24 protein-coding genes are annotated in these 25,155 nt (G+C 63.5%); 12 read left to right on the top strand and 12 right to left on the bottom strand.

The window, feature by feature from the left end; genetic code table 11:
- The first annotated feature begins 147 nt into the window (after positions 1–147).
- The 3 genes from rpsA (at position 148) to HNO53_RS09135 (ending at position 2,585) form a co-directional block, all read left to right on the top strand.
- Complete coding sequence (gene rpsA / locus HNO53_RS09125; protein ID WP_209478004.1) at positions 148–1,824, top strand: 30S ribosomal protein S1; 1,677 nt, start codon at positions 148–150, stop codon at positions 1,822–1,824.
- 180 nt (positions 1,825–2,004) lie between these two features.
- Entirely contained in the window at positions 2,005–2,286 is a 282-nt protein-coding gene (locus tag HNO53_RS09130; RefSeq protein ID WP_209478006.1) for a type II toxin-antitoxin system RelE/ParE family toxin, read from the top strand.
- A gap of 11 nt (positions 2,287–2,297) precedes the next feature.
- Positions 2,298–2,585, top strand: a complete 288-nt coding sequence (locus HNO53_RS09135) for a HigA family addiction module antitoxin (RefSeq protein ID WP_209478008.1) — start codon at positions 2,298–2,300, stop codon at positions 2,583–2,585.
- 69 nt (positions 2,586–2,654) lie between these two features.
- Here HNO53_RS09135 and rimO read toward each other — a convergent pair whose 3' ends face one another.
- Positions 2,655–4,016: a 30S ribosomal protein S12 methylthiotransferase RimO gene (gene rimO / locus HNO53_RS09140; RefSeq protein ID WP_209478010.1), complete on the bottom strand. Its 1,362-nt coding sequence runs from the start codon at positions 4,014–4,016 to the stop codon at positions 2,655–2,657.
- Between the two features lie 131 nt (positions 4,017–4,147).
- Between rimO and HNO53_RS09145 the strand changes: the two genes are divergently transcribed.
- Positions 4,148–4,558: an SRPBCC family protein gene (locus HNO53_RS09145; protein WP_209478012.1), complete on the top strand. Its 411-nt coding sequence runs from the start codon at positions 4,148–4,150 to the stop codon at positions 4,556–4,558.
- 296 nt (positions 4,559–4,854) lie between these two features.
- On the opposite strand, the gene HNO53_RS09150 is transcribed toward HNO53_RS09145, so the two are convergent.
- Positions 4,855–5,643 carry a universal stress protein gene (locus tag HNO53_RS09150; protein WP_209478014.1) on the bottom strand — a complete coding sequence of 263 codons (789 nt, stop codon included), beginning with the start codon at positions 5,641–5,643 and terminating at the stop codon, positions 4,855–4,857.
- Positions 5,633–8,074, bottom strand: coding sequence for a Lon protease family protein (locus tag HNO53_RS09155; RefSeq protein ID WP_242597590.1), 2,442 nt, complete (start codon positions 8,072–8,074; stop codon positions 5,633–5,635). The genes HNO53_RS09150 and HNO53_RS09155 overlap by 11 nt, the downstream gene beginning before the upstream one ends.
- A 136-nt stretch (positions 8,075–8,210) precedes the next feature.
- Here HNO53_RS09155 and HNO53_RS09160 point away from each other — a divergent pair, with 136 nt between their 5' ends.
- Both HNO53_RS09160 and HNO53_RS09165 read left to right on the top strand, forming a co-directional pair.
- The gene (locus HNO53_RS09160) at positions 8,211–8,810 is read left to right on the top strand and encodes a 2-hydroxychromene-2-carboxylate isomerase (RefSeq protein ID WP_209478018.1); all 600 of its coding nucleotides are present in this window, start codon (positions 8,211–8,213) and stop codon (positions 8,808–8,810) included.
- A 30-nt stretch (positions 8,811–8,840) separates the two neighbouring features.
- Positions 8,841–9,584, top strand: coding sequence for a tellurite resistance TerB family protein (locus HNO53_RS09165; protein WP_209478020.1), 744 nt, complete (start codon positions 8,841–8,843; stop codon positions 9,582–9,584).
- A gap of 29 nt (positions 9,585–9,613) precedes the next feature.
- On the opposite strand, the gene HNO53_RS09170 is transcribed toward HNO53_RS09165, so the two are convergent.
- From HNO53_RS09170 to pilB, 6 genes are all read right to left on the bottom strand, one after another.
- Positions 9,614–10,477: a DNA replication terminus site-binding protein gene (locus tag HNO53_RS09170; protein ID WP_209478587.1), complete on the bottom strand. Its 864-nt coding sequence runs from the start codon at positions 10,475–10,477 to the stop codon at positions 9,614–9,616.
- Positions 10,478–10,479: 2 nt separating this feature from the next.
- Positions 10,480–10,707, bottom strand: coding sequence for a DNA gyrase inhibitor YacG (gene yacG, locus HNO53_RS09175; protein WP_209478022.1), 228 nt, complete (start codon positions 10,705–10,707; stop codon positions 10,480–10,482).
- Positions 10,708–10,740: 33 nt separating this feature from the next.
- Complete coding sequence (gene coaE / locus HNO53_RS09180) at positions 10,741–11,346, bottom strand: dephospho-CoA kinase (RefSeq protein WP_209478024.1); 606 nt, start codon at positions 11,344–11,346, stop codon at positions 10,741–10,743.
- A 19-nt stretch (positions 11,347–11,365) separates the two neighbouring features.
- A complete protein-coding gene (locus HNO53_RS09185; protein WP_242597591.1) occupies positions 11,366–12,196 on the bottom strand; it encodes a prepilin peptidase in 831 nt (276 codons plus the stop codon).
- Positions 12,193–13,425: a type II secretion system F family protein gene (locus HNO53_RS09190; protein ID WP_209478026.1), complete on the bottom strand. Its 1,233-nt coding sequence runs from the start codon at positions 13,423–13,425 to the stop codon at positions 12,193–12,195. Before HNO53_RS09190 ends, HNO53_RS09185 begins: the two co-directional genes overlap by 4 nt.
- Positions 13,426–13,538: 113 nt before the next feature.
- Positions 13,539–15,332, bottom strand: coding sequence for a type IV-A pilus assembly ATPase PilB (gene pilB / locus HNO53_RS09195; RefSeq protein WP_242597592.1), 1,794 nt, complete (start codon positions 15,330–15,332; stop codon positions 13,539–13,541).
- Positions 15,333–15,738: 406 nt separating this feature from the next.
- Between pilB and HNO53_RS21690 the strand changes: the two genes are divergently transcribed.
- The 3 genes from HNO53_RS21690 to HNO53_RS09210 all read left to right on the top strand — a co-directional run bounded on the left by HNO53_RS21690 (position 15,739) and on the right by HNO53_RS09210 (position 18,672).
- Positions 15,739–16,104 (top strand): type IV pilin protein, encoded by a 366-nt coding sequence (locus HNO53_RS21690; RefSeq protein ID WP_476695656.1) that lies wholly within the window; start codon positions 15,739–15,741, stop codon positions 16,102–16,104.
- Between the two features lie 176 nt (positions 16,105–16,280).
- Complete coding sequence (locus HNO53_RS09205; RefSeq protein WP_209478028.1) at positions 16,281–18,071, top strand: DUF7305 domain-containing protein; 1,791 nt, start codon at positions 16,281–16,283, stop codon at positions 18,069–18,071.
- 82 nt (positions 18,072–18,153) lie between these two features.
- Complete coding sequence (locus HNO53_RS09210) at positions 18,154–18,672, top strand: anti-virulence regulator CigR family protein (RefSeq protein WP_209478030.1); 519 nt, start codon at positions 18,154–18,156, stop codon at positions 18,670–18,672.
- 72 nt (positions 18,673–18,744) lie between these two features.
- Here the strand turns inward: HNO53_RS09210 and HNO53_RS09215 are convergent, their stop codons facing one another.
- From HNO53_RS09215 to HNO53_RS09225, 3 genes are all read right to left on the bottom strand, one after another.
- Positions 18,745–19,608 (bottom strand): glycine betaine ABC transporter substrate-binding protein, encoded by an 864-nt coding sequence (locus HNO53_RS09215; RefSeq protein ID WP_209478031.1) that lies wholly within the window; start codon positions 19,606–19,608, stop codon positions 18,745–18,747.
- A gap of 84 nt (positions 19,609–19,692) precedes the next feature.
- The gene (locus HNO53_RS09220) at positions 19,693–20,526 is read right to left on the bottom strand and encodes an ABC transporter permease (protein WP_209478589.1); all 834 of its coding nucleotides are present in this window, start codon (positions 20,524–20,526) and stop codon (positions 19,693–19,695) included.
- 5 nt (positions 20,527–20,531) lie between these two features.
- Entirely contained in the window at positions 20,532–21,743 is a 1,212-nt protein-coding gene (locus tag HNO53_RS09225) for a quaternary amine ABC transporter ATP-binding protein (RefSeq protein WP_209478032.1), read from the bottom strand.
- Positions 21,744–22,026: 283 nt separating this feature from the next.
- On the opposite strand from HNO53_RS09225, the gene HNO53_RS09230 reads away from it, so the two are divergent.
- The 3 genes from HNO53_RS09230 to HNO53_RS09240 all read left to right on the top strand — a co-directional run bounded on the left by HNO53_RS09230 (position 22,027) and on the right by HNO53_RS09240 (position 25,095).
- On the top strand, positions 22,027–22,554 hold the full coding sequence (locus HNO53_RS09230) for an HPP family protein (RefSeq protein WP_209478033.1): 528 nt from the start codon (positions 22,027–22,029) through the stop codon (positions 22,552–22,554).
- Between the two features lie 149 nt (positions 22,555–22,703).
- Entirely contained in the window at positions 22,704–24,491 is a 1,788-nt protein-coding gene (locus HNO53_RS09235; RefSeq protein WP_242597593.1) for a phospholipase effector Tle1 domain-containing protein, read from the top strand.
- Positions 24,484–25,095, top strand: coding sequence for a DUF2931 family protein (locus tag HNO53_RS09240; protein WP_209478034.1), 612 nt, complete (start codon positions 24,484–24,486; stop codon positions 25,093–25,095). Before HNO53_RS09235 ends, HNO53_RS09240 begins: the two co-directional genes overlap by 8 nt.
- Positions 25,096–25,155: the final 60 nt, after the last annotated feature.

A 25,155-nucleotide genomic window follows, 5' to 3' on the forward strand; every position in this document is an offset into this window, starting at 1 on the left:
TGGCATGGTCGGGCAACTCACTCTTGCAAGCCCGGTCAGGTCCAACCAGCGCTAACATCCCCGGGGGTTTGGTAAATAAGGCCCGCACTCGCTGGTGGTGCGGAGAAGGCGGCAACGCCTCAACACCGTTGATCACGTAGGAAAATCATGAGCGAAAGCTTTGCTGAACTGTTTGAACAGTCACTGCAGGACATCAACATGGAGCCGGGCGCCATCGTCACGGCTACCGTCGTCGACATCGAAGGTGACTGGGTCACCGTCAATGCCGGCCTGAAGTCTGAAGGACAGATTCCCGCGGCGCAGTTCCGCGACGATAACGGCGAGCTCACCATCGCCGTCGGCGACGAAGTCAGTGTCGCCCTGGAAGCCGTCGAAGACGGTTTCGGCGAGACCCGTCTGTCTCGCGAGAAGGCCAAGCGCGCCGAAGCCTGGAAGGTGCTGGAAGCGGCCTTCGAGAAGGAAGAAATCGTCAAGGGCGTGATCAACGGCAAGGTCAAGGGCGGCTTCACCGTCGACATCGACTCCATCCGTGCATTCCTCCCGGGTTCCCTGGTCGACGTGCGTCCGGTGCGCGACACCACGCACCTCGAGCACAAGGAACTCGACTTCAAGGTCATCAAGCTCGACCCCAAGCGCAACAACGTGGTCGTTTCCCGCCGTGCCGTGCTCGAAGCCGAGAACAGCGCCGAGCGTGAAGCCCTGCTCGCCACGCTGCAGGAAGGCCAGCAGATCATCGGTATCGTCAAGAACCTGACCGACTACGGCGCTTTCGTCGACCTGGGCGGCGTCGATGGCCTGCTGCACATCACCGACATGGCCTGGAAGCGCATCAAGCATCCGAGCGAGATCGTGGCCGTGGGCGACGAGATCAACGTCAAGGTGCTCAAGTTCGACCGCGAGCGCAACCGCGTATCGCTGGGCCTGAAGCAGCTGGGCGAAGATCCGTGGGTCAACATCAAGGACCGCTACCCCGAGGGTACCGTGGTGCCGGCTCGCGTCACCAACCTCACCGACTACGGCTGCTTCGCCGAGCTGGAAGAGGGTGTCGAAGGCCTGGTTCACGTCTCAGAGATGGATTGGACCAACAAGAACATCCACCCCTCCAAGGTCGTCAACATCGGCGACGAAGTGGATGTCATGATCCTCGACATCGACGAGGAGCGTCGTCGTATCTCCCTGGGTATCAAGCAGTGCACGCCGAACCCGTGGGAAACCTTCAGCGCCCAGTACAACAAGGGCGACCGCGTGTCCGGTACCATCAAGTCGATCACCGACTTCGGTATCTTCATCGGTCTGGAAGGCGGCATCGACGGCCTGGTTCACCTCTCCGACCTCTCCTGGTCCGAGACTGGCGAAGAAGCCGTGCGCCGCTTCAAGAAGGGCGACGAAGCCGAAGCCGTCATTCTCTCCATCGATCCGGAGCGCGAGCGCATTTCGCTTGGCATCAAGCAGCTCGACTCCGATCCGGTGGCCGAGTACCTGGCCGTCAACGACAAGGGTTCCATCGTCTCCGGCCGTGTGGTCGAAGTCGACGCCAAGGAAGCTCACGTCGAGCTGGCCACTGACGTCGTCGCCGTGCTCAAGGCATCCGAGATCAGCGCCGACCGCGTCGAAGACGCGCGCAACGTGCTGAGCGAAGGCGACACCGTCGAAGCCCGCATCGTCAGCGTCGATCGCAAGAACCGCGCGATCAACCTGTCGATCAAGGCCAAGGACCAGGACGACACTCGTCAGAACCTGAAGAAGCTGCGCGAGCAGGAAGTCGAGACCGGTGGCCCGACCACCATCGGCGACCTGATCAAGCAGCAGATGGGTCAGGACTGATCGACCCTCGGGCTCCGTTCGCGGAGTCCGAACCCGGCTCTCGTAGCCAGTGAAAACGCCACCCTAGGGTGGCGTTTTTGCGTCTGGGTTAGTAGCTCCGCAGGGGCGAAGATGTCTTTGTATGACGGTTTGCGTTATATGACGCGATGCGTTATATTCCTGCTCAAGAGAGGGCATCTCATGATCAAGAGCTTCAAGGACAAGGCTACTGCCACCATCGCTGATGGCAAAGTGGCCCGCAAGCTGCCACAGGACATGCAGCGTAACGCGTTGAAGAAGCTCCGTCAGCTTGATGCTGCTGGCATACTTGATGATCTTCGTATACCGCCGGGCAACCGGCTTGAAGTGTTACGCGGTGACCGGGAAGGTCAATACAGTATTCGTATCAATGACCAGTGGCGCATCTGCTTTAGCTTCGAAGCCGGCAATGCCTACGATGTCGAAATCGTCGATTACCACTGAGGAGGTGGGCCATGACCGAACGTCTACCCAATGTCCATCCGGGGGAAATCCTGCTGGAGGATTTCATCGAGCCGATGGGACTAACCAAGAATGCCCTGGCTACCGCCATTAGGGTGCCGGCGACAAGGATTGGAGAAATCACCCGAGGCGCGCGGTCTGTCACGGCTGATACCGACCTTCGCCTATCGCGCTTCTTCGGCACCAGTGAGGGCTACTGGTTGCGCCTGCAGAACGCCTACGACCTTGAAGAGGCGAAGCGGGGACACGAATATGCGGGGATTAAGCCGCATGCAGCTTGAAGCGATGAAGGCTTTACGAGTAACTTCCTGAGAGGTAGGCCCTGCCATGGGCCTACCTCTTGACGCTTACTAGGCACTATAGAAATTGAGGAATTTCACCGGCTGAGCCTCCTCGATCACCTCGGCCCACAGGTCATACTCGTCGGCGTTGGTCACCCGGGCGCGTACCACGTCGCCGGGGCGCAGGGTGCGCTTGGACTCAAGAAAGACCATGCCGTCGATCTCGGGGGCGTCGGCTTCGCTGCGACCGATAGGGCCTTCCTCGTCGACCTCATCCACCAGCACCTCAATCTCGCGGCCGATCTTGCCCTCCAGGCGGGCGGCGGAGATCTGCTGCTGATGCGCCATGAAACGCTCCCAGCGCTCCTGCTTCACGTCGTCCGGCACCGGCTCCAGGCCTAGTTCGTTGGCCGGTGCGCCCTCTACCGGGGAGTACTGGAAGCAGCCCACGCGGTCGAGCTGGGCCTCGCTCAGCCAATCGAGCAGGTACTGGAAGTCCTCCTCGGTCTCGCCGGGAAAGCCGACGATGAAGGTGGAGCGAATGGTCAGCTCGGGGCACTGCTCGCGCCAGCGCTTGATGCGGACCAGCGTCTTGTCCTCGAAGGCGGGGCGCTTCATCGCCTTGAGCACCTTGGGGCTGGCGTGCTGGAACGGAATGTCCAGGTAGGGCAGGATCTTGCCCTCGGCCATCAGCGGGATCAGCTCGTCCACGTGGGGGTAGGGGTAGACGTAGTGCAGCCGCACGCGGATGCCCAGCTCCGAGAGCGCCTCGCACAGCTCGGTGAGGCGCGTCTTGACCTCGCGACCGCGCCACTCGCCAGGGGCATAGCGCAGATCGACGCCGTAGGCGCTGGTGTCCTGCGAGATTACCAGCAGCTCCTTTACGCCGGCCTTGGCCAGGCCCTCGGCCTCGCGCAGTACGTCGCCCACCGGGCGGCTGACCAGCTTGCCGCGCATCGAGGGAATGATGCAGAAGCTGCAGCTGTGGTTGCAGCCTTCGGAGATCTTCAGGTAGGCATAGTGGCGCGGGGTGAGCTTCACGCCCTGGGCTGGCACCAGGTCGATGTGCGGGTCGTGTTGATGAAGGTGCGGTGCCGCCTCGTGCACGGCGCCGACCACGCGCTCGTATTGCTGTGGGCCGGTCACCGCCAGCACGCTGGGGTGCACGTCGCGAATCGCGCTCTCATCCACGCCCATGCAGCCGGTGACGATCACCTTGCCGTTCTCGGCGATGGCCTCGCCGATGGCGTCGAGAGACTCCGCCTTGGCGCTGTCGATAAAACCGCAGGTGTTGACCACCACCACGTCGGCATCATCATAGCTGGGTACTATCTCGTAGCCGTCCGTGCGCAGTTGGGTCAGGATACGCTCGGAATCCACCAGCGCCTTGGGGCAGCCCAGGGAGACGAAGCCGACCTTGGGTGTGGGCATTGCTGAACCTCTTGGAAAAAACTGGGCTGACGCAACGAATATTTCATATTTGCGATAGCCGGTGTCGGGCAGGATGGGTACCCTGCAGAAGGTGGAGCATTTTAGCGTCGTACTGCAGCATAGGGAACCGCATGGCCACTATCGAACATAGCGCAATTCTCAAGGCCCCACCGGAGCGGGTCTTTGCCCTCTTGGAGCGGGTCGAGGACTTTGCCGACTATTCCGACTTGATCAAGGCGATCGAGCCGCTTGGCGGCGAACGCTACCGCTGGCACGTACACGCCGTGGGCATGGATTGGACTTTCGATGTTGCCATTACCGAGAACCGACCGCCCGAAGTGCTGGCCTGGGAGTCGGTGGATGGCGTACATAATCAGGGCTGTTACCGGCTCAGCCCGGTCGAGGCGGGCACCGAGGTCTTCTTCACGCTGACTTATGCCATACGCAACCGGCTGGTCGAAAAGGCCGTTACCAAGGCCGCCAAACCGCTGGTAAACAAGGTAAGCCGGCAGATACTCGAGCGCGTCGAAGCCAGGCTATAGCAAAATTTGATCGCCGCTCTCTCTGTTGGTGCCTCATGGCAAGGATTACACTCGGTTCAACGAGGCCGCGTCGGTCTCATTGAGGAATGCCGTCGTGTTGATAGGGCTGATGTGGTGCCTTGCGGTGCTGGTGGCTCAGCTGGTTCTCCTCCATTATATCGATCGGCGCGTCGCTGCCATGCCGCGGCTGAAACAGCCGCCTCTGGAAACACCGGATGGCCCGGCCCCACCTCCGCCCTTGGCGGCATCCCGCCAGGAAGGGCAGCTTGACGCCTGAGTGGCATCAGGCAGGCTGCCTACGGAATGATCAGGATCGGCAGTGGCACCCGCGCAATCAGCTGCTCATCCTCCGCTAGCAGGCCTTCCAGCTCACCTCGGTGCAGTAGCAACCCACCGGCGTTGGCGCGGTCGAGCGTTCGTTCCAGCTCTCCGGCATGTTGCAGTGGCAGGGGCGAGGCACCGTCGAATAGCGATGCCAGCCAAGGCGGTAACGATGGCGCGCCTACGGCCTGCGCTGGGCTCGAATCGCCTGCTGCCAGCCAGTGCAGCGGGCCGCGTCTGTAGGGGTGCGACTCGTCCCACAGCAGCACACTGCACGGGGCTTCGAGAATCAGGCGGCGACTGGTGGAGCCGAGCCGCTTTCCCCAGCGCTCCGTGGTGCCGCTCTTGCCGAGTACCAGCACGTCATCCGGCCCCGACTTGGTCAGCGCCTCGGCGGCAACCCGTCCTCGGCTGATCTCGAGCCGATGGCGCAGGTCGCGCCCGGCCACAGCGGCGGCAAGGGCCTGCTGCACACGCTGTAGCTGGTGGGCGATGCTGGCTTCCAACGCGGCAGGCGTGAGCGGGCGCGTCAGCCCCGACTGGGCGCCGATCTCGCAAGAGAAGGGAAAGGCGGCGCAGTGGAGCAGGTCCAGATCCTCGACGTAGAGCGCTACCAGCTCGGCGTGACGCTGGCTGGCCAGCTCCACCGCCGCGGCGAGGGCCGCCAGGCTGTGGCGGGAGGCGTCGAGCAGCGCGAGCACTCGTACCACGTTCAGGCTCGCTGGTGGTGCAGCGCCGCCCTGCGGCGCGTCGTCACTGGTCATCGTTGCGCTCCTCGTCGGCCCCGCCGTCATCGCTTGCCTGGCCGTCCTGCGGGTCGTTCTCTTTGCCGCTCTCCTTGCCCTTGCTCTTCTTCACGGCTTGTTGGAAGGCTTCCAGGCGCTCGACGACCCGGCCGTTCAGGCTCCCGGCCGGGTAGCGGCCTTCTTCATCCCGCTCGCCGGGCGTCAATCCGGTCAGCAACTCCAGCGCCTGGTCCAGCTGCTCGATGGCATAGACGCGGAAATCGCCGGCGGCAATGGCATCGCGCACCTCACGCTTGAGCATCAGGTGTTCCACGTTGGTGGCGGGCAGCAGCACCCCGTGACCCTGCAAGCCGCCGCGTGCCTGGCAGATGTCGAAGAAGCCCTCGATCTTCTCGTTGACCCCGCCCACGGCCTGAACGCGGCCGTGCTGATCGATGGAGCCGGTCACCGCCAGGCGCTGGTCGATGCCGGCTCCAGCGATGGCCGAGATCAGCACGCAGGCTTCGGCCACCGAGGCGCTGTCGCCCTCGATGCCGCCGTAGGACTGCTCGAACGCCAGGCTGGCGGAGAGCGAGAGCGGCGTATCCGGGGCATAGCGGCTGGCCAGGCAGCGCGACAGGATCATCACCGCCTTGGAGTGGATGCGCCCGCCCAGGCGTGCTTCGCGCTCGATATCGACCACGTGACCAGGCCCTGGCCGGGCGGTGGCCGTGATCCGTGTCGGCTGGCCGAAGGCATAATCACCCAGGCTCATCACCGAGAGGCCATTGACCTGGCCGACCACCACGCCCTCGAGCTGGATCGCCACGGTGCCGCGGGCAATCGCTTCGTGGCTGCGCTCGTGAATGCGGCTGGCGCGCCACAGCTGCTGCGCGACTGCCTTTTCGACGTGGGTTCGCGAGATCACCTTGGCGTCAGCGCGCTCGGCCCAGTGGTCGGCCTCCTCCAGCAGATCGCTCAGGGCCCGGTGGCGGGCGGTCAGCTTGCCCTGATCGTCAGCCAGGCGGCTGGCGCGCTCGATCACTGCCGCCACGCCGCTGCGGTCCAGCGGGCGCAGCGCCGACTCCCGCGCCAGGGTAGCCACCATGCGGGCGTAGAGCGGCTGGTTGCCGTGATTGCGGTCGAGTTCGTCTTCCAGGTCTGCCTGCACCTTGAACAGCTCGAGGAAGTCGGGATCGTGCTCGCACAACAGGTAGTAGAACAGCCGCTCGCCGAGCAGTACCACCTTGAGATCGAGCGGTATCGGTTCGGGCTCCAGCGTGGTGGTGCTGATCAGGCCATAGGCCTGCTCCAGCGACTCGGTGCGGATCTCGCCGGCGCGAAGCACTCGCTTGAGAGTCTCCCAGGCGCCGGCGTGCATCAGCATGGCGCGCACATCCACCACCAGGTAGCCGCCATTGGCACGGTGCAGTCCGCCGGCACGAATCAGCGAGTAGTCGGTCAGCAAGGTGCCGTTGTGAACGTGGTGCTCGATGCGCCCGACCAGGTGCTGATGGGTCGGCAGGTCGAGGTAGACCACTGGAGCACCTTCGCAACCGGTATGGTCGACCAGCAGGTTGATCTGGAAGCGGTTGAAGATCGCCTCCGGTGGCATCTCGGGCTCGTCGGCGATGAACGAGTCGACATGCAGCAGCATGGCCTCGCGCAGCGCCCTGAGGTGATCCAGCACGCCGCCATGATCGGCGTAGCGCTCCTCCAGCTCGGCCAGCGGTGCGTCGATGACGGCTTGCAGCATCTCGCCGTTCAACGTGCTGATCTGCTCGCGCAGCTGCTTCGCCAGGCGCGGCATGTGGCGAATGGCCTTGGCGAGTTTCTTCTGCAATACCTGCACCGTGCCTTCGATCCGTTCGCGGTCGTCCTGGTCTAGCTTCTCGTACTCCTCCGGCGGCATCATCCTGTCGTCATCGCTCGCCGGAGCGAAGGTGAAGCCGTTGGGCGTGGATAGCAACAGGATGTCATGCTCGCGTGCCTCGCGGCGTACCGCCTCGATGGCGTCACGCTGGCGTTCTCCCATGGCCTGCTTCAGCTCCTGCAGGCGATTCTGGTATTCGTCGCCTTCGAACACGGCGGGTATGGCCGAGCGTAGCTCCTCGGTCAGCTGCTCGAGATCGGCCCGCAACACCCGGCCCATGCCGGTGGGCAGCAGCAGGTGCAGCGGCTGGGTGTGATCATCGAAGTTGTAGCGATAAGCGATATCCGGCGGGGTGGGCTCGCCCCGCGAGCGCTCGGCGAGAAAGCGGCCCACCAGCTGATGCTTGCCGTGGCCGGGGTGGCCCAGCACGTAGAGGTTGAAGCCGTCGCTGCGCATGGAGGTGCCGAAGTCCAGTGCATCACGGGCGCGGGCATGGCCGCTCAGCATGTCCAGCGACTCGAGCTCGCTGGTCACGTCGAAATCGAAGGCTTCCTCGGGGCAGGCGCGGTAGACCTGCGTCACGTCCAGGGCTTTCACCAAGCATTCTCCTCAGCGCTAATACAGCTCAGTATGGAGGAGTCGTGGAAGGAGTGCATGATGCCGATCAAGGAGACGGCGGGCTTGCACCGGTAGCTAAAGCGAACGACTCTTTAGCCAGACACGAGGAGCCGCCATGTCTTTTACCTTCTGGTTCGAATTCGCCAGTACCTACTCCTATCCTGCTGCCATGCAGATCGAGCACAAGGCCGCCGAGCGGGGCATCGAGGTGCATTGGCAGCCGTTCCTGCTGAGGCCGATCTTCCAGGCCCAGGGCTGGAACGACACGCCTTTCAAGCTTTTCCCGGCCAAGGGGCGCTACATGTGGCGAGACATCGAGCGCGTGTGCGACCGCGACGGTATCCGCTTTCGCCGCCCCTCGCAGTTTCCGCGCAGCGGTCTGCTGGCGGCGCGCATCGCCAACTGGCACGCCGACGAGCCGTGGGTGCCGGCGTTCGTGCGCAGCGTCTACCGTGCCAACTTCGAGCACGACGAGGACATTGCCGACCCCGGCGTCATTGCCAACTGCCTGGCCGAACTCAAGCTCGATGCCGCGGCGCTGCTCGAGGAGGGGCAGCGCCCCGAGGCCAAGCAGGCGCTGCGTGACGCCACGGCCCGCGCGCAGGCGCTGGGCATCTTCGGCGCCCCCTTCTTCATGGCTGGCGATGAACCCTTCTGGGGCTACGACCGCATGGAGCAGTCGCTGGAGTGGTATGCTTCCTCAGGCCCTGTCTGATACCGATTCCTCTTTCATGGAGCAACGTCGATGAATGCCAGCAAGATCTTGCAGCAGCTCATGCAGCAGGCCGGAGGTCAGCAGCATGGAGGTCAAAAGCACGGCGGTGTGGACATCAAAGGCTTGCTCGACGGCCTGACTCGCCAGTTGGGAGGCGGCAGTGCCGCGGGCCAGAAATCGAGTGGCGGTATCGGCCTGGACGTGAAGAGCCTGCTGGGCGGCGGCGCCATGGGGTTGCTGGTCGGGTCGAAGCGCGGGCGCAAGCTCGGCGGCAAGGCGCTCAAGTATGGGGCGGTAGCGGCGGTCGGTGTGCTGGCCTGGAAAGCCTGGCAGAACTCTCAGGGCGCCAAGGCCGCAGGCGGTCAGGCAGCGGCAAGTGGTGCCGAGGGCGAGCGGGTCGAGGTGCTTGAGGGCGAACTGCAGGAGCGCCGCAGCCTGGAGCTCCTCCAGGCCATGATCATGGCCGCCCGTGCCGATGGACATATCGACGCGCAGGAGCGCGAACTGATCGCCGGGCAGATCGACGCCCTGGGCGCCGACGATGAACTGCATCGCTGGGTCGAGCAGCAGCTCAGCGCCCCGCTGGATGCCGACGCGCTGGCACGCCAGGCCGATTCGCCCCAGGCGGCGCGCGAGATGTACCTGATCAGCGTCGCGGTGATCGACGAACAGAATCCCATGGAGCGCGCCTGGCTCGACCAGCTGGCCAAGGCGCTGAAACTCCCCTCCGACGTCGCCGGCGAGCTGGAGTACCAGGCCCAACAGGCAGGCTAGGTTTTCTCGCCTTTCTCATTCACCGCGACTCAGCGATAGCGGTAAATCCGCAGCGACGGCAGGTAGGGATGTTCCTCCAGCTTCTCGTCGCTGCGACGTGCCCGTGTACGGCTCTGCGGCGGGGCGGCTGGAGGCAGGTTGTGGTCGGGCAGGTGGCCGCGCGGCGCCGGCAGGAACAGCGGCAGGGCCACGTTCATGGCGCGGCGGCTGCGGCCATCTTCCAACGGCTCGCAATAGAACAGGTTGGCGCGCATCAACGGCGCCTGGCTCTGCACCTGGGCCAGCGGCTCGCTCGAGGGCAGGGCGGCCAACTTGCGCAGCTGGATCCGCACGTGCGGGGCGTCGCTGTCCAGCGCCAGCAGCTTCTGCTCCACCTCGGGTACCGTGAGACGCTTGATCGAGCGGCCGCTCGAGTACCACGCCAGGCGTACTCGGGCCACCGGCGCCTCGGCCACCGGGATGGCACGCCAACACTGCTTGAGGTGCAGCCTGGCCAGGCCGCTGCCGCGCAGGTGGTCGTGCAGGTGCGGGTGGCGGAACGGCAGCACCGCCTTGGCCTCGGCCAGCAGCGGCGGATGGTTGTCGCGTATGTGGGCGAGCTGGGCGGCGAACTCGGCCTTCGCCGCGTTCACCTCTGCCACCTTGGTCAGCAGAGGCTCGTCGGCGGCCACCAGGCCGACATGGCTGCGGGTCGCGCGGCCGTCCTGGCCATCGGTGTACCAGAAGTCGAGCAGCGCGCGGCGCAGCCAATCGGTACTGGCCTCGGCCTGGAAGGCCCAGGCCTCGGCGGGAGACGCGGCGTAGACCTCGAGCAGCGCCTCGGTACACTCGATCAGCCTGTCGAAGGCGACCTCCAGCTCGGCGAGCAGCCGATAGGTCGGCGCCGGGGCCAGGCTCACCGATCGTCGCCTCGGTCGGCGCGGGACAGCCACTCGTCGATGTTGGTCTCGTCGAGTGCCGGCTCACCGGCGATGCGGTGCGATTCGTCGGCCCAGGCGCCCAAGTCGATCAGCTTGCAGCGCTCGCTGCAGAAGGGGCGGTAAGGGTTCTTCTCGCTCCATACCACCTTCTTCTGGCATTGCGGACAGGCGACGGTCAGGGGGCGTTGGTCGTGTTGGCTCATGAAACCCAAACGGTTGGTGGCTTTGCAAACATTCTAGCGGCTCCCGGCCATCTCTCGATAGCGTCGATCGAGTACGGCAACCTGGGCTGCAAGATCTTCCTCGCTGCCGCTGTTGTCGATCACGTCATCGGCGCGGGCCAGGCGTTCACTGCGCGGCATCTGCGCGGCCAGGATGGCGCGGGCCTGCTTTTCGTCGACGTCGTCACGGGCGGCGGTGCGGGCGAGCTGCAGGCTCTCCGGCACGTCGATCACCAGGCAGCGATCGACCATCTCGCTCTGGCCCGATTCGAACAGCAGCGGTGAGACCAGCAGCACGTAGGGCGCGCCTTCGCTCTGGAGCCGTTCCAGATGGGCGAGGATCCGCTGGCGGATACGAGGATGGGTCACCGATTCGAGCCACAGCCGTTCGCTGGGTTCGGCAAACACGATCTCTCGCAGCGCGCGGCGGTTCAGGCCGCCATCCTCCTGGATGACCTGCGAACCATGGCGCGCGGCAATCTCGGCCAGCGCCGGCTCGCCGGGCTCGACCACCTCGCGAGCCACGTCGTCGGCGTCCACCCAAGGCACACCCAGCGCCGCGAAGGCCCGCGCCACGGTGCTCTTGCCGGAAGCGATACCGCCGGTTACGCCAACGATCAAAGTCACTCTCCCACGCTTATCAAATGAAGCCGATATAGGCAGCCATCAGCGGTTCACCTACCAGCAACGCGATCCAGCCCGCAGCGGCCAGGTAGGGGCCGAACGGCATCGGCGCGCCGCGCAGGCGGGGCAGGGCGAGCTGTACCAGGATGCCGACGATCGCCCCCACGCCCGCGGAAAGGATCAGCACCATGGGCAGGTACTGCCAGCCGAGCCAGGCGCCCAGGGCCGCCAGCAGCTTGAAGTCGCCGTAACCCATGCCCTCCTTGCCGGTCACCAGCTTGAACAGCCAGTAGACGCTCCACAGGGCAAGGTAGCCCGCTATCGCACCGATAACGGCACTGGTAAGCATCAGGGGCTGGAACAGCAACTGGTAGAGCAGCCCGGCCCACAGCAGCGGCAGCGTCATCATATCCGGCAGCAGCTGGGTGCGCAGGTCGATCACGGCCAGGGCCAGCAGCGCCAGGCAGGCGCCGAACACGAACAGACCCTGCCAGGTGGCTCCGTAGAGCGCCAACACGGCCAACGCCAGGCCGGCACCGGCCAGCTCCACCAGCGGATATTGGGGGCTGATCCGGGCATGGCAGGAAGCGCAGCGACCACGGCGCTTGAACCAGCCGATCAGCGGCAGGTTGTCGTGCCAGGCAATGGGCGTTTCGCACTGGGGGCAGAGCGAGCGCGGCACCAGCAGATTGAAGCGAGGGGCTTCCTCCTCGGGCAGCTCCAGCGCCTCGCGGGCCTCGGCCCGCCAGCCCAGCATCAGCATGACCGGCAGGCGCACGATCACCACGTTGAGGAAGCTACCCAGGCAAAGACCCAGCACGGCCGCCAGCGGCCATAACACACTCACAGCACCGTGCCCAGCTCGAAGATCGGCAGATACATGGAGACCACCAGGCCGCCGACCAGGATCCCCAGCACCACGATGATCAGCGGCTCGAGCAGCGAGGTGAGGGCGTCGACCTTGTTGTCGACCTCCTCTTCGTAGTAGTCGGCCACCCGGTTGAGCATGGCGTCCAACGCGCCGGACTCCTCGCCGATACCGACCATCTGCACCGCCAGCGCAGGGAAGCGCTCGGTCAGGCGCATCGCGAAGTGAAGCTGCTGGCCGGTGGAAACGTCCTCACGGATCTGCCGCGTGGCGCGCTCGTAGACCAGGTTCCCGGTAGCCCCGGCGGCGATGTCCAGTGCTTCCACCATGGGCACGCCGGCGCCGTAGGTGGTGGCCAGCGTGCGCGAATAGCGCGCCACGGCGGACTTGTCGAAGATGTCGCCCAGCACCGGCACCTTGAGCAGGAACGCATGCACACGGTAGGCGAAGGCCGGCGAGCGCTTGATGCCCTGGCGCATCAGGTAGACGAAGGCGATCAGGCCGCCAAGCCCCCACAGCCAGTACTGCTGGGCGAATTCGGAAAGGGCGATGGTCATGCGAGTCATGGCCGGCAGCTCGGCGCCGAAGCCATGGAACAGGCTCTCGAACTGGGGCACGACCTTGATCAACAGCAGCGCCGTGACGCCGATCCCCACCAGGATCACTGCGATCGGATACCACAGTGCCTTCTTCACCCGACCCTTCAGCGACTCCACCTTCTCCTTGTAAGTAGCGATACGGTCGAGCATGCGGTCAAGCGAGCCGGAACTCTCGCCGGCTTCCACCAGATTGCAGAACAGGCTGTCGAAATGTTCCGGATGGTTACGCAGCGCCTGGGAGAAGCTCGAGCCGGCGGCCACCTCGTTCATCATCTGCTGTACCACTGCGCTCATGGCCGGCTTGCGAATACTCTCGGCGACCACCTGAAAGGCCTGCAGTACCGGTACCCCGGCGCGAATCATGGTGGCCATCTGGCGGGCGAAGAGCATGGTGTCACGGGGCTTGATGGTGCCCATGCCGCCGGTCAGCCCGCCCTTGCGACGCACGTTCTTGACGATGATGCTCTGGTTGGCCAGCTCGCGCTCCACCTCGAACTTCTCGGCGGCCACCACCTCGCCGCTGACCAGGCGCCCGCCAGGGCCCTTGCCCGTCCAGCGCCAACGGTAAAGTTTGAGCTTCCGGGGCGCTTTCGCCGTTCTGGTTGCCATAGGTTCCCTGCAGCAGTTTCGATGTGGTTTTTCTTTCCTGTAATTATCGACCCAAGTGTGCCTGACTTAAGTGATATTCCTGGCCCGACACGGCAATAAATTGCAGTGTTTTGTTAATCCTTCGTTACGCGATTGATCTCGGTCAGGCTAGTGATCCCCTGCATTACCTTCAACAGCCCGCTGCGACGCAGGTCCGGGTGGCCTTCCTGGCGGGCCAGGCTGTCGAAGTCCATCGAGTTGCCGTTGCGCATGATCAGTTGGCTCATGGCATTGCTGATCGGCACCACTTCGTAGATGCCCACCCGCCCCTTGTAGCCATGCGTGCAGTGCTTGCAGCCGACGGCTTCATATACCGTGGCGCTGTCCACCTCCTGTTCGGTGAAGCCCTCCTGTAGCAGCACCTCGCGGGGTAGCTCCGCCTCCTGGCGACAGTGCTTGCACAGCCGCCGTGCCAGGCGTTGGGCGATGATCAGGCTCACCGAGCTGGCAATGTTGAACGCCGGCACGCCCATGTTGGCCAGGCGGGTCAGTGTCTCCGCGGCGGAGTTGGTGTGTACCGTGGAGAGCACCAAATGACCGGTCTGAGAAGCCTTCACTGCGATCTCGGCAGTCTCCAAGTCGCGTATCTCGCCCACCATCACCACGTCCGGATCCTGGCGCAGGAAAGCGCGCAGCGCGCTGGCGAAGTCCAGGCCGATCTTGGGCAGCACGTTGACCTGATTGACCCCGGGCACCTTGATCTCCACCGGATCCTCGGCGGTACAGATGTTGCGCTGTACCTCGTTGAGAATGTTCAGGCCGGTATAGAGCGTCACCGTCTTGCCGCTACCGGTGGGGCCGGTCACCAGGATCATGCCCTGAGGATGATCCAGCACGCCTTCGTATAGCGTGCGCTGGTCCGGCGTGAAACCCAGTGCATCGATGCCGATCTGCGCCGAGGTAGGATCGAGAATACGCAGCACGATCTTCTCGCCGTACACGGTCGGCAGTGAGTTCACGCGGAAATCGATCGAGCGGGTCTTGGATACCTTCAGCTTGATGGCACCATCCTGCGGCAGGCGGCGTTCGGAGATGTCCAGCCGCGCCATCACCTTCAGGCGCGCGGCGATGCGCGAGCGCATGGCGAAGGGTGGCCGCGCCGACTCCATTAGCATGCCGTCCACGCGCATGCGCACCCGATAGCTGGTCTCGTAGGGTTCGAAGTGGATATCCGACGCCCCGCGGCGAATGGCATCGAGCAGGATCTTGTTGACGAACTTGACGATCGGCGCGTCATCGGCCCCGCTCTGGGCAGCATCGCTGGCGCGTTCCTCGCTGATGTCGACGCCATCGTCGAATTCCAGTTCGCTTATGGCATCATCCACGCCCGCCAGCTCGTCCATCATGCTCGACTCATGCTGCGCCAAGTAGGCCTCGAGCACCGGCATCAACTGATCCACCGGGCAGAGCACGGCCTCGATGCTCAGGCCGGTAGCGAATTGCAGCTCGTCGAGCAGGGCCAGTGTGGAGGGGTAGGGCACCGCAACGGTCAAGCGGTGGCTGCGGCGACTGAGCGGCACCACACACAGCTTGCGCAGCAGCTTCTCGGGGTATTCGTTGGCCGGCGGCAGGCTCGACAGGCGCAGCGCGTCGAGATCCACCAGTGGCAGGCCGTACTCCCATGCCGCACACAGCGTGCCCTGGCGCGCCGTGACCAGGCCGGCATCGATCACATGCTGGAGCAGGCTCGTCTCGGCCTCCCGGGCCTCATGTTCCGCCCGCTCGGCGGCCGCGCGGGAAAGCAGCCCGTACTCCACCAGCCGACGAGCGAAACCGCGCAGCCCCTCGGTGTCGGCCGCTCGCGGTGGGTTGGCGCTGTGGCTGGCTGTCTCCTGGGCACCGGCCGGTGCCGTTCGATAGTCGTTCATGGCGCCTCGAGCATGGGCCCGCAAGGGCGGTAAGCGTGAGCGAAAGGTTACCCGCATTCTAGACCGTTGATATCATTCCTCACAGCGGGCTGACAAACGCCACGCCAACTGGTATTAACAACATCATGGCTTATGCTGAAGTCAACGACCTACCTACGTAGGTAGCGCTTGCGAGGCGAAGGCTGAGTCATCTAATGTTAGCGGCAAGGCTCACGCTAGATAGCCGCTAGAAGGGAGCCAACTCAGGCAGTTACGACAGGAAGAACCGAAAAAAGCTTGAGAAGGCCCAGCAAGGGGACAGGCAAGGCCCACGGGCCGAGCCACGACATGGCGGTGATCGAGCCGCAGGTGCAACCGCCCAGGGCAAACGAAGCCACCGGGCACCACAGAGCAGGGGACGACTGCGATGAGTATGAAAGAATTGATGAAGAAACGAGCAGCCGCCAAGCAGGGCCAGGGCGGTTTCACCTTGATCGAACTGCTGATCGTCGTGGCGATCATCGGCATCTTGGCGGCGATAGCGATTCCGCAATATCAGAACTATACAGCAAGATCAGCTAATAACGCCTGTGATATTGAGTCAAAAGCGTTTGCTAATTCAGTCCTGGCGGCTCTTCATAGCAATGATACTCCGCCTGCAGCACCTACTGGAGCAGCATGCACCTATTCTGGATACGATCCCACGACTGTAGCTATTGGTGACTCGTTCACTGCCAGCCCTGTCGCACCAGGAGACACAACTATAACTTACACTTTGCAGCTTGGTACCTAAGAATCTGAAATTTTAGGCCGGCTTGTGCCGGCCTTTTTTGTGAATTAATGACGAACAGTTAGTGTAAGTTTAAACTTATTTTATATGACAAATAATTAAGTCGATGCGTGACCTCTCTCTAAGCTTGATGTAACATTGTGTATCCAATGCGTAGCCAAAAGTCACTGGAGGTGGCGATGGCGGGTACACAGCAGAGGCAACAGGGCGCAGCCCTCGTCGTGGTGCTGTCCATACTGAGCGTGGCGCTGATGCTTGGTCTCTCCGGTGTGAGTGGCAGCGTCGTCAACGAAAGGCTGGCCGGCAACTATCGCGCCTCGGTCATGGCCCAGAATGAAGCGGAAGCCGGGCTCTATGCCTTCAGCGATGCGCTGAGTACGTCGGTCGACGCGCTCAACAACGGCCTGCCGTCGAATCCTCCCGTGTTCAATGCCAACCCCACCACCTTCGTGGCGGACTTGCGTAGCGCTGCCTTGGCGGCGCGAAATGCGGCCACGCCCGAGCAAGCCCAGGCCGCTCTGCAGGGGTTGCTGCCGGGGGAATGGTCGTCGGGAGGCGCTATTTCCGCCAGCGGCCGCCATCGCTGGCGCCCCATGCCCGCTTTGCCCTCAGATGACGCACGACTGGCAGGCCAGCTTGGCCTGCGCATCGAGAGCGAAGGCTATTTTGGTGCTGTCGGCGATGAGGCCGTGCGCAAGGTGACCGGTCTGGTCGCGCTTCCGGAACTGCCGCCGCCGGGCTCGCGCGGGCTGATGAGCTGCGAAGGCGTTCAAGTCAAAGGCAGCGGAATCATCGACAGCTACGATTCGCGTGAGGGCGCCTATGGCGGCAGCAACGCCCAGCGTAGCAATGTCGTGGTCGGCACCCAGACCGAGGGGGCCGAAGTCAGGGTGACCGGCGCTTCTCCGATTCATGGAGAAGTCGCCGCCAGCGGTACCTTCTCGACGACGGGCTCTGGCGCCGTACATGGCAACGTCAAGGCAAACGATACGATCAGCATCAACGGCGGTGGCTCCAATATCTACGGTAACGTGACGGGCCTGGGCGATGTAGGCATCAACAGCAGCGGTACCGTACATGGCGACGTGCTGGCAGCCGGCACGTTGACGCTGGGCAACTGGAGCTCGCGTATTGAGGGCGACGCCATCGTCTCCGCCGTGAGTTCGGTGCGTACCGCGGCGGATCAGGTCGGAGGCGTGCTCGATGCCGACAGCGGTGGGCCGCAAGGGCTGACCCCCGTCTTCTCCGTAGCGACGCCCGAGGAGTGCGAAGTTCCGGTACAGACCGGGCGCTATGCCGACTATCTGGCACAAGTGCCGAGCTCATCGGGGGCGCTCGACATGAAAGGGGCGGGGCGCAATATCGTGCTTGATGCGAGCGGACTGCATGACCCCGGCGGCAAGGTGTCGGACATCGGTCCAGCGCAGCAGTACCAGGGCAAGTCCGTCGTACGCTTCGACTCCCTCAAGCTGGCGGGCAGCGCCAACTTTCATATCGGCAGTGCCGGCAACCCGGTCGACATGGTCATGGTGGTGACCGGTGATATCGATATCGGCGGGGGCGGCTCGTTTCGTATTGCCGAAGGCAGCAGTCTCACCATCGTGACGGCGGGCGAATTCAAGCTGGCCAGTGCCATCGAAGTGGGTGACGGCAAGCCCAGCCGCAGCGACCTCAATGGCAACGTCACTCCCATACTGTCCGTGATTTCCGTCCATGATGATTCGTCTCATGGTAAATCCGGTGTGTTCGTCGGCGGCGCCTCGAACTTCTACGGCCAGATCATCGCGCCATACTCGCATGTCGAGGTGACCGGCAGCGGCCAATTCTTCGGCGAGGTCGTAGGTAGAAGCATCGAGGTCAAGGGAGCGGGTGGCTTTCACTACGACGAAGCCTTCGACGACACCGAGGGTGGCGTTGGCGGGGGAGGAATGGTGGCGATGCCAAGCTTGCAGGGGGTTTGGCTCGACTAGGGAGAATGCCGTTTCGTTGCACGCTGATTGCGCATTCCTCTCCTAGGCTGGATAGGTGAGCCAATATGCAAAGGAGTGTCACATGCTGCATGCCAAGCGAATTCTCCTGACGAGCGTGGCGGTGCTGACCCTGGCCTCGGCGCAAGCCCAGGCGCAGCCGGGCGATAATCGCGGCCAGGGCCAAGGCCAAGGAAAAGGGCAGGTGCAGCGGGAAGTGCCGGGTCAGCCGGGGCGAGGCGCCGAAAGCGAGCCCGGGCGTGGGGCGAATGGGGCGAATGACTGGCACGACGAGGAGCGGGCTGAGCGCCGCATTCGTGCTGATGCCCCGCGTATCGATGAGCGCGAGATCCGCCGCTTGCTGATCGAGCGCCGCGACTGGATCGAGATCGATCGCGGTGCCGAGAGCCTGCCACCCGGCGTGCGCATGAACCTGGAGCGCGGCAAGCCGCTGCCTCCCGGCATAGCCATGCAGCTGGACGAGCGCCTCCTGCGCGACCTGCCGCACTACGACGGCTACGAATGGCGCCGGGTCGGCCCCGACGTCGTCCTGGTGGATGCCGCCAACGCCATCATCTACGAGATCCTGCGCGATATTTTCTGAGCCAAGGCGTAAAGCAAAACGCCTTGGCACATGCCGTGCCAAGGCGTTTTTTATGGACGTACGGGTGACGTATCAGCCGTTAAGCCACTCTTCCACCACGTCCTGGTTCTCTTCGACCCATTGCTTGGCGTTCTCGTACGGGTCGGCGTCTTCCTCCTGGTTCATGAGCATGACTTCACCCATCTGCTCGGGTGTCCACTCGAAAGCGTCCAGGATGGCGTAGGCCTCGGGCATGTCGTCTTCCAGGCCCTGGCGCACTACGGTGTGGATCTGCTCGGCACCGCCGTAGACGTTCTCCGGATCCTCGAGGTACTTGAGGTCCCAGCGGGCGAACTTCCAGTGCGGTGTCCAGCCGGTGACGACGACGTCTTCCTCGTTGGCAATGGCGTTGGCCAGGGCGGCGGTCATGGTGGCGCCGCTGCCGCTGCGCAGGTCCAGCTCCAGGTCGTAGGTGTCGATGACATCCTCGGTCAGGCCCATCAGGCCGGCGCCGGGGTCGATACCGATGATCTCGCCGTTGAAGGTATCGGCATGCTCGTTGAGCTCGGCGATGCTGTCGACCTCGGTGTATTCCGGTACCACCAGGCCCAGCTTGGTGCCGTCCAGGTTGGGGCCGAGATCCTCGACATCGTCGCCGACACGGTTCATGTACTCTTCGTGCGTGGTCGGCAGCCAGGCCGCCACGATGGCATCGGCATCGCCGGTCGCCACCGACTGCCACATGGCAGCGGCGGAGAGGGCGGTCATGTCGACCTCATAGCCTGCCTGCTCGAGGACGGCGCGCATCACATTGGTGGAGGCCACCTCGGATGACCACTCCACGTAGGCCAGGTGCACGGTGCCCTTGTCCTGGGCCTGGGCGGCACCGGCGGCAAGGCCGGCTCCGACGGCCAGTGCCAGTGCGGTAAGGCCACTAGTACGTGGTTTGGTAACCATATGCTTTCCTCCGTTTAACTTTGCTTTGCATTGCTTTACCAGCCTGCCCCTTCCACGTCCGGGTTGCAAGGAAGGGGGCTGCGCTCAGCTCTTGCGAGATTTCCGTAGCGACTGCGTCAGCCTGTCGAGCAGCATGGCCAATATGACCACGGCGATACCCGCCTCGAAGCCGTCGCCGGGGCGCAGACGCTGGATGGCGCGCCATACTTCGCTGCCCAGGCCGTCGGCGCCGATCATGGCGGCGATCACGACCATCGAGAGCGCCAGCATGATGGTCTGATTGATGCCTGCCATCACCGTGGGCAGCGACAGCGGCAACTGCACCTTGAACAGCTTCTGGCCGCGGGTGGCGCCATAGGCGTCCGCCGCCTCGATCAGCTCTACCGGTACCTGGCGTATGCCCAGGGTGGTGAAGCGTATGGCCGGTGGCATCGAGAAGATCACCGTGGCGAAGATCGCCGACACCGAACCAATGCCGAAGAAGGGGATCGCCGGAATCAGGTAGACGAAGGCCGGCATGGTCTGCATGAAGTCCAGCACCGGCATTATGGCGCGGTAGAGCCGCTCGGAGAGGGCCGCGGCGATACCTACCGGCAAGGCGATGACCACTGCCACCAAGGTGGCGATGACCACCAGGGTGAGGGTCTCGATCATCGGCTCCCACAGGCCGAGGTTCCAGATCAGCGCCAGGCCGGCTACGGCGCCGATGGCCAGGCGCAGGTTGGCCAGTTTCCAGCACAGCCCGGCGATGATCGCCAGCAGTGCCCATTCAGGCAGCCACATCAGGCTCTCGTTGAGCCACTCGATGCCGGTCTGGGTCACCCGTGAGATACCGCGAGTCACCATCGAGTATTCGCTGGTGAGCCAGTTCAGGCCGCCTTCGATCCACTTGCCCAGCGGAATACGGGGAATCTCGATCGCCATCAGTTGCCTCCTTCCTCTGCCGCCTGGGCCAGCTCATCGAGCACCGCCCCCTTGACCACGACGCCCAGCAGGCGCTGCTGCTCGTCCACCACCGCGATGGGGAAGCTCTTCTCGCTGAACATGGCGAAGAGGTTGTGCATCGGCTCGTCCGGGCCCACTGTGCGGTAGTCCTGGGTCAGGGCGCCGGCAATGGTTTCCTTGCCCTCCTTGACCAGGTTCTCGGCCGCCTCGGCCTCGAGCAGCCCTACCAGGCTGCGGTCGCGGCGGGTCACGTAGATGGAGTCGATGGCATGCTCATGCATCTTGCGCAGGGCGGTACGCGGCCCGTCGGTGTCGCGCACGGTGGCCCGCACCTTGCGCATGGCACTCTCGGCGGTCAGGATGCGCGAACGGTCGACTCCCTCGATGAAGCGGCGCACGTAGTCGTCGGCGGGGCGTGTGAGAATCTCCTCCGGCGTGCCGATCTGCACGATCTCGCCATCCTTGAGCAGCACGATACGGTCGCCGATGGTCAATGCCTCGTCGAGGTCGTGGGTGATGAACACCGTGGTCTTCTGCATGCGATGCTGCAGTTCCAGCAACTCCTGCTGCATGTCGCCGCGAATCAGCGGATCGAGTGCCGAAAAGGCCTCGTCCATGAGCAGCACGGTAGCATCGTTCGCCAGCGCCCGTGCCAGGCCGACGCGCTGCTGCATGCCGCCGGAAAGCTGGTTGGGGTAGGCCTCCTCCCAGCCGTCGAGCCCCACCTGCTTGAGAGCATTGCGGGCAATCTCGTTGCGCTCGGCCTTGTCCACGCCGCGTATCTCGAGGCCGAACTCGGCGTTCTGCTGTACCGTGCGGTGGGGGAAGAGCGCGAAATTCTGGAACACCATCGAGAAGTGCCGGCGGCGGCACTCCAGCAGTGCCTTGTCGCCAAGTTCGGGAATGTTCTCGCCGTCGATGACGATCTCGCCCTCGGTGGGCTCGATCAATCGGTTCAAGCAGCGGATGAGCGTGGACTTGCCCGAGCCGGACAATCCCATGATGACCAGAAGCTCGCCCTCATAGACATCGAAGCTGATATCGGAGAGCCCCAGCGTCTGTCCCGTCTTCTCGAGTATCTCGGGGCGCTTGAGCCCCTTGTCGCGCAGTTCGAGCGCCTTCTTCGGCTGATTGCCGAAGACCTTGCTCAAGTGACGCACGCGTATCTTGACGTTTCGGTTCTCGTTCATAGCGATGCCTTCTGTCAGAAAAGCATGGCCGGCAAGCCCGAGTACCCCAGTGGCAGCCTCGGTTTACGCTGTGCTTGACGCCAAGCCAACCGTGCCGGCTTCCTTGCCCGACAAAACCGCTAACCCTAACGGCTGTAACACAAAGTTTCAAATGAGCGTGTGAATGACTGTCTAAATCTGACCCTGGTCAAGCCTGCGGCATGTTCTTATAAAAAAACTTGCCTTCACTTTTGTGGTGCGCTTTGCGAGACTCCTGCACCTATTTTGTGCAGACCGAAGGCAGATGAAGACTTACCTCAGCAAGATGCGCGCCGAACGAACCCGAGCACCCAGCCCCGACTGGCAGGATGCCCTGTGGTCGTGGTTCGGGGCGTTCAGCGGCATGGGCGCCATCTGCTGGCTGAGCGCGCACTGGCTTTCTCATCATCTATTGATCGTGGCCTCCTTCGGCGCCACGTCGGTACTGATCTATGCGGCACCCGGCAGCCCCTTCGCGCAGCCGCGCAACGTGCTGGTCGGCAGTATGCTTTCCGCCCTGGTGGGGGTGGCATGCTTCAAGCTGCTGGGTAGTACGGCGCTGTCGGTCACGCTTGCCGTGTCGCTCTCGGTGCTTGCCATGCAGCTCACCCACACCGTGCATCCTCCCGGCGCTGCCGCGGCCCTGGGCGCCGTGATTGGCGGCGAGACAATTGCCACCTTGGGCTGGTGGTATCCGCTGATGCCGATCGGCATTGGCTGTGTTGTCATGTTGGTGGTAGCGATTCTAGTCAATAATCTGGCCCGTCATCGGCGCTATCCAAGCTACTGGTAGCGCCTGTGCCTGACAGCTAGAAGGGCGCTTCCTTACACCGACACCAGACGTTGGCTTACAGTAGTGTAGGAAATCGTCCATAGCCGAGCGCTTTCCCATCCGAATACCCTAATAGACATTGCCCAACCGAACACCAGGGAGAGGTGGCAGTGTTCTGTAAGCTTATACGTCGCCATGACGTCAGGGATATCGATCTTCCCTTCATCGAGTCGCCCTCCTTTGCCTCGAGCAAGGTAAAAGACAAGTTGTCGAGAGAGGCTGGCCGGGAAGGGCTCTCCCGGCTGTATGCCAAGGCAGGCGGTATTGGCTGGGCCCCGGACAAGGATGAGGCGATCCGAACGATCGTCAAGGCGGTCGAGCAGGGTGATTTGCTACTAGTCTTGAATGACGGCTTCGACCGTCCCTTTCTTCCTCTGGTCGAATGGAACGGGGAGCAGTGGCGCTCGAATGCCCGGGGAGCGTTCAGCGGTCGCGGCCTGGTCAATTTTCTGCTGCCGCGTCTCAATGCACGGGGGCTGGGGCCGCAGGCCGTGGCCATGCTGCAGCGCCACGGTGATTGGGGCGTCACTCGTCCCGTGCCCACGCCAGCGCCGCGTAGCTCTGCCCCGCCACCAGTGCCGGAGCCTCCTCCCGAACGACCGCGCACCCTGCAGATAGGCGTGTTCTTCGACGGCACCGGCAACAACATGTACAACGACCGCCAACTACCCGACCGTGATATCACTAACGTGGCCAAATTGCATGACTTGTATCCGAACGATGCAGCGAACGGCTATTACCCTATCTACATCCAGGGGGTTGGGACCGTCACCGGTCGGGAGGGTGAGGATGGCTTCGTCGCCTCCGAAGACGCCATCGGCATGGGCACCGGCGTCGGCCCGGAGGGCGGTCATGCGCGTATCGAGCAGGCGTTGAACGAGGTCCGCGAGATACTGGAGGCCAACCCCCGCGATTCGCTGGTGACTTTCGATGTGTTCGGCTTCAGTCGCGGCGCAGCTTTGGCGCGGCACTTCGTCAACCTCATCCACCGCTGGCCGGAAACCCTGATGGTGCCGGATTTCGGGCTCGGTGAGGCGGAAACCGTGACGGTGCCGGATTTTCGAATTGGCGAGTACCGGCCGCCGCTACGCCTCATCCAGGCCTTTCCTCCTTCGCCAATTCCCTTTCCGCAGGTGCGCTTCGTCGGTCTGTTCGATACCGTGGGCAGCTTCTACTGGCCCGGCAACGCCGAGAACCTCGATTTCGATCTTTACATCGCCTCAGGCAGCGCCGCGCGCGTGGTGCAGCTTACCGCCTATCACGAGATCCGCCGCAACTTTCCGCTTAGCAGCATTGCCGATGCGCAAGGCAACCATCCCGGCAACTTCGCCGAGATTGCCCTGCCGGGGGTGCATTCTGACGTGGGCGGAGGCTACGAGAACCCCCAGCACGAAGCGGACTTCGCCAACCATGAAGAACTGATCGTGCGCCATCGCGGCGGGCTCGGCGCAAATGGCGAGACGATTCGCCGGGCTCAGGCGGAAGCGCAGGCCCGCGGGCTCGACATTCGCGTCGAGGGCATGGACGTGCTCGAGGTGGAGCGGCGCGCCACGCGCAAGGAGTTGGCCATTTATGCCCTGCACCAAATGCATGAAGAGGCGAAGCGATCCTGGGTGCCGTTGCGCGACCTGGACAACACCGATCCAGATCATGCTATTCCCGCCGAGCTGCAAGCCCTGATCGATGAGTGGTGGCAAAACGGCCGACGACGCGGCCGTCTGTGGATGCTGGAGATGTCGCACGAACACTTCGCCGGTTACATCCATACCTCTCACCGCCAGTACCCCTTCACCTTGAGAGACCGCTTCGCACACGTCCCGGAGCCTAGTGGTGTGCGCCGGGTATTCCCCAATCGCCATGTGCCGATGGCGACCCCGCAGGAGCCTCAAGATGCCTAGTTCATGGATGAGCATTCTGCGCCTTGTGCTAGTGCTGGTGCTGCTTTTATTGAACAGCGCCTGTGAGGCGGAGCCCCAACTGGAGCTGCGGCGCTACGACTTCGCAGTGCAGCCGGTAGGCGGTCCTACTGGGTGGCCCATCTGGGTGGAGGAGTTGACCTTCGACCATTCCTGGAATGCTCGTGCGGGTAATATCAGTTCCGGTTTCGAATACCAGCCTCCCCGAGCGGGAGGGGTTAATGTATTAGCTCATCCCATGCCTGCTCCTTCGTCAGTACAGGCGCGCTGGTTCTCTTACCGCACCCAGACCTTCTACGAGATCGACTTGGAAATGCAGGGCACGGATGCCTTGCTACAACAGTGGTACCGGGACTATCCGCCACCCGATTATCGCCACTATCTTGTGGTTGGCTTTTCCGGCAAGGGAGAGGTCAAAGTCTGGTGGCGAGCCAGCTGCCGCGTCTGCGGCCGTGATCGCAGTCAAGATTTCCATGCACCGATAGTGGAGTCGGCATGGGCCGAAGAGGCCGAAGGAGATCCAAACCGCTACCACAATCGTACCCAGGAATATGTTGATGAGAACGTAATGCCCTCGCCTTGGTGATGGAATGTCTCTCGCGCCGCCAGAAGAGTCTGGCCCACGCTCCGGAGCCTAGCGGCGTGC

This window comes from Billgrantia antri (assembly GCF_017868935.1).
GTDB lineage: Bacteria > Pseudomonadota > Gammaproteobacteria > Pseudomonadales > Halomonadaceae > Halomonas > Halomonas antri.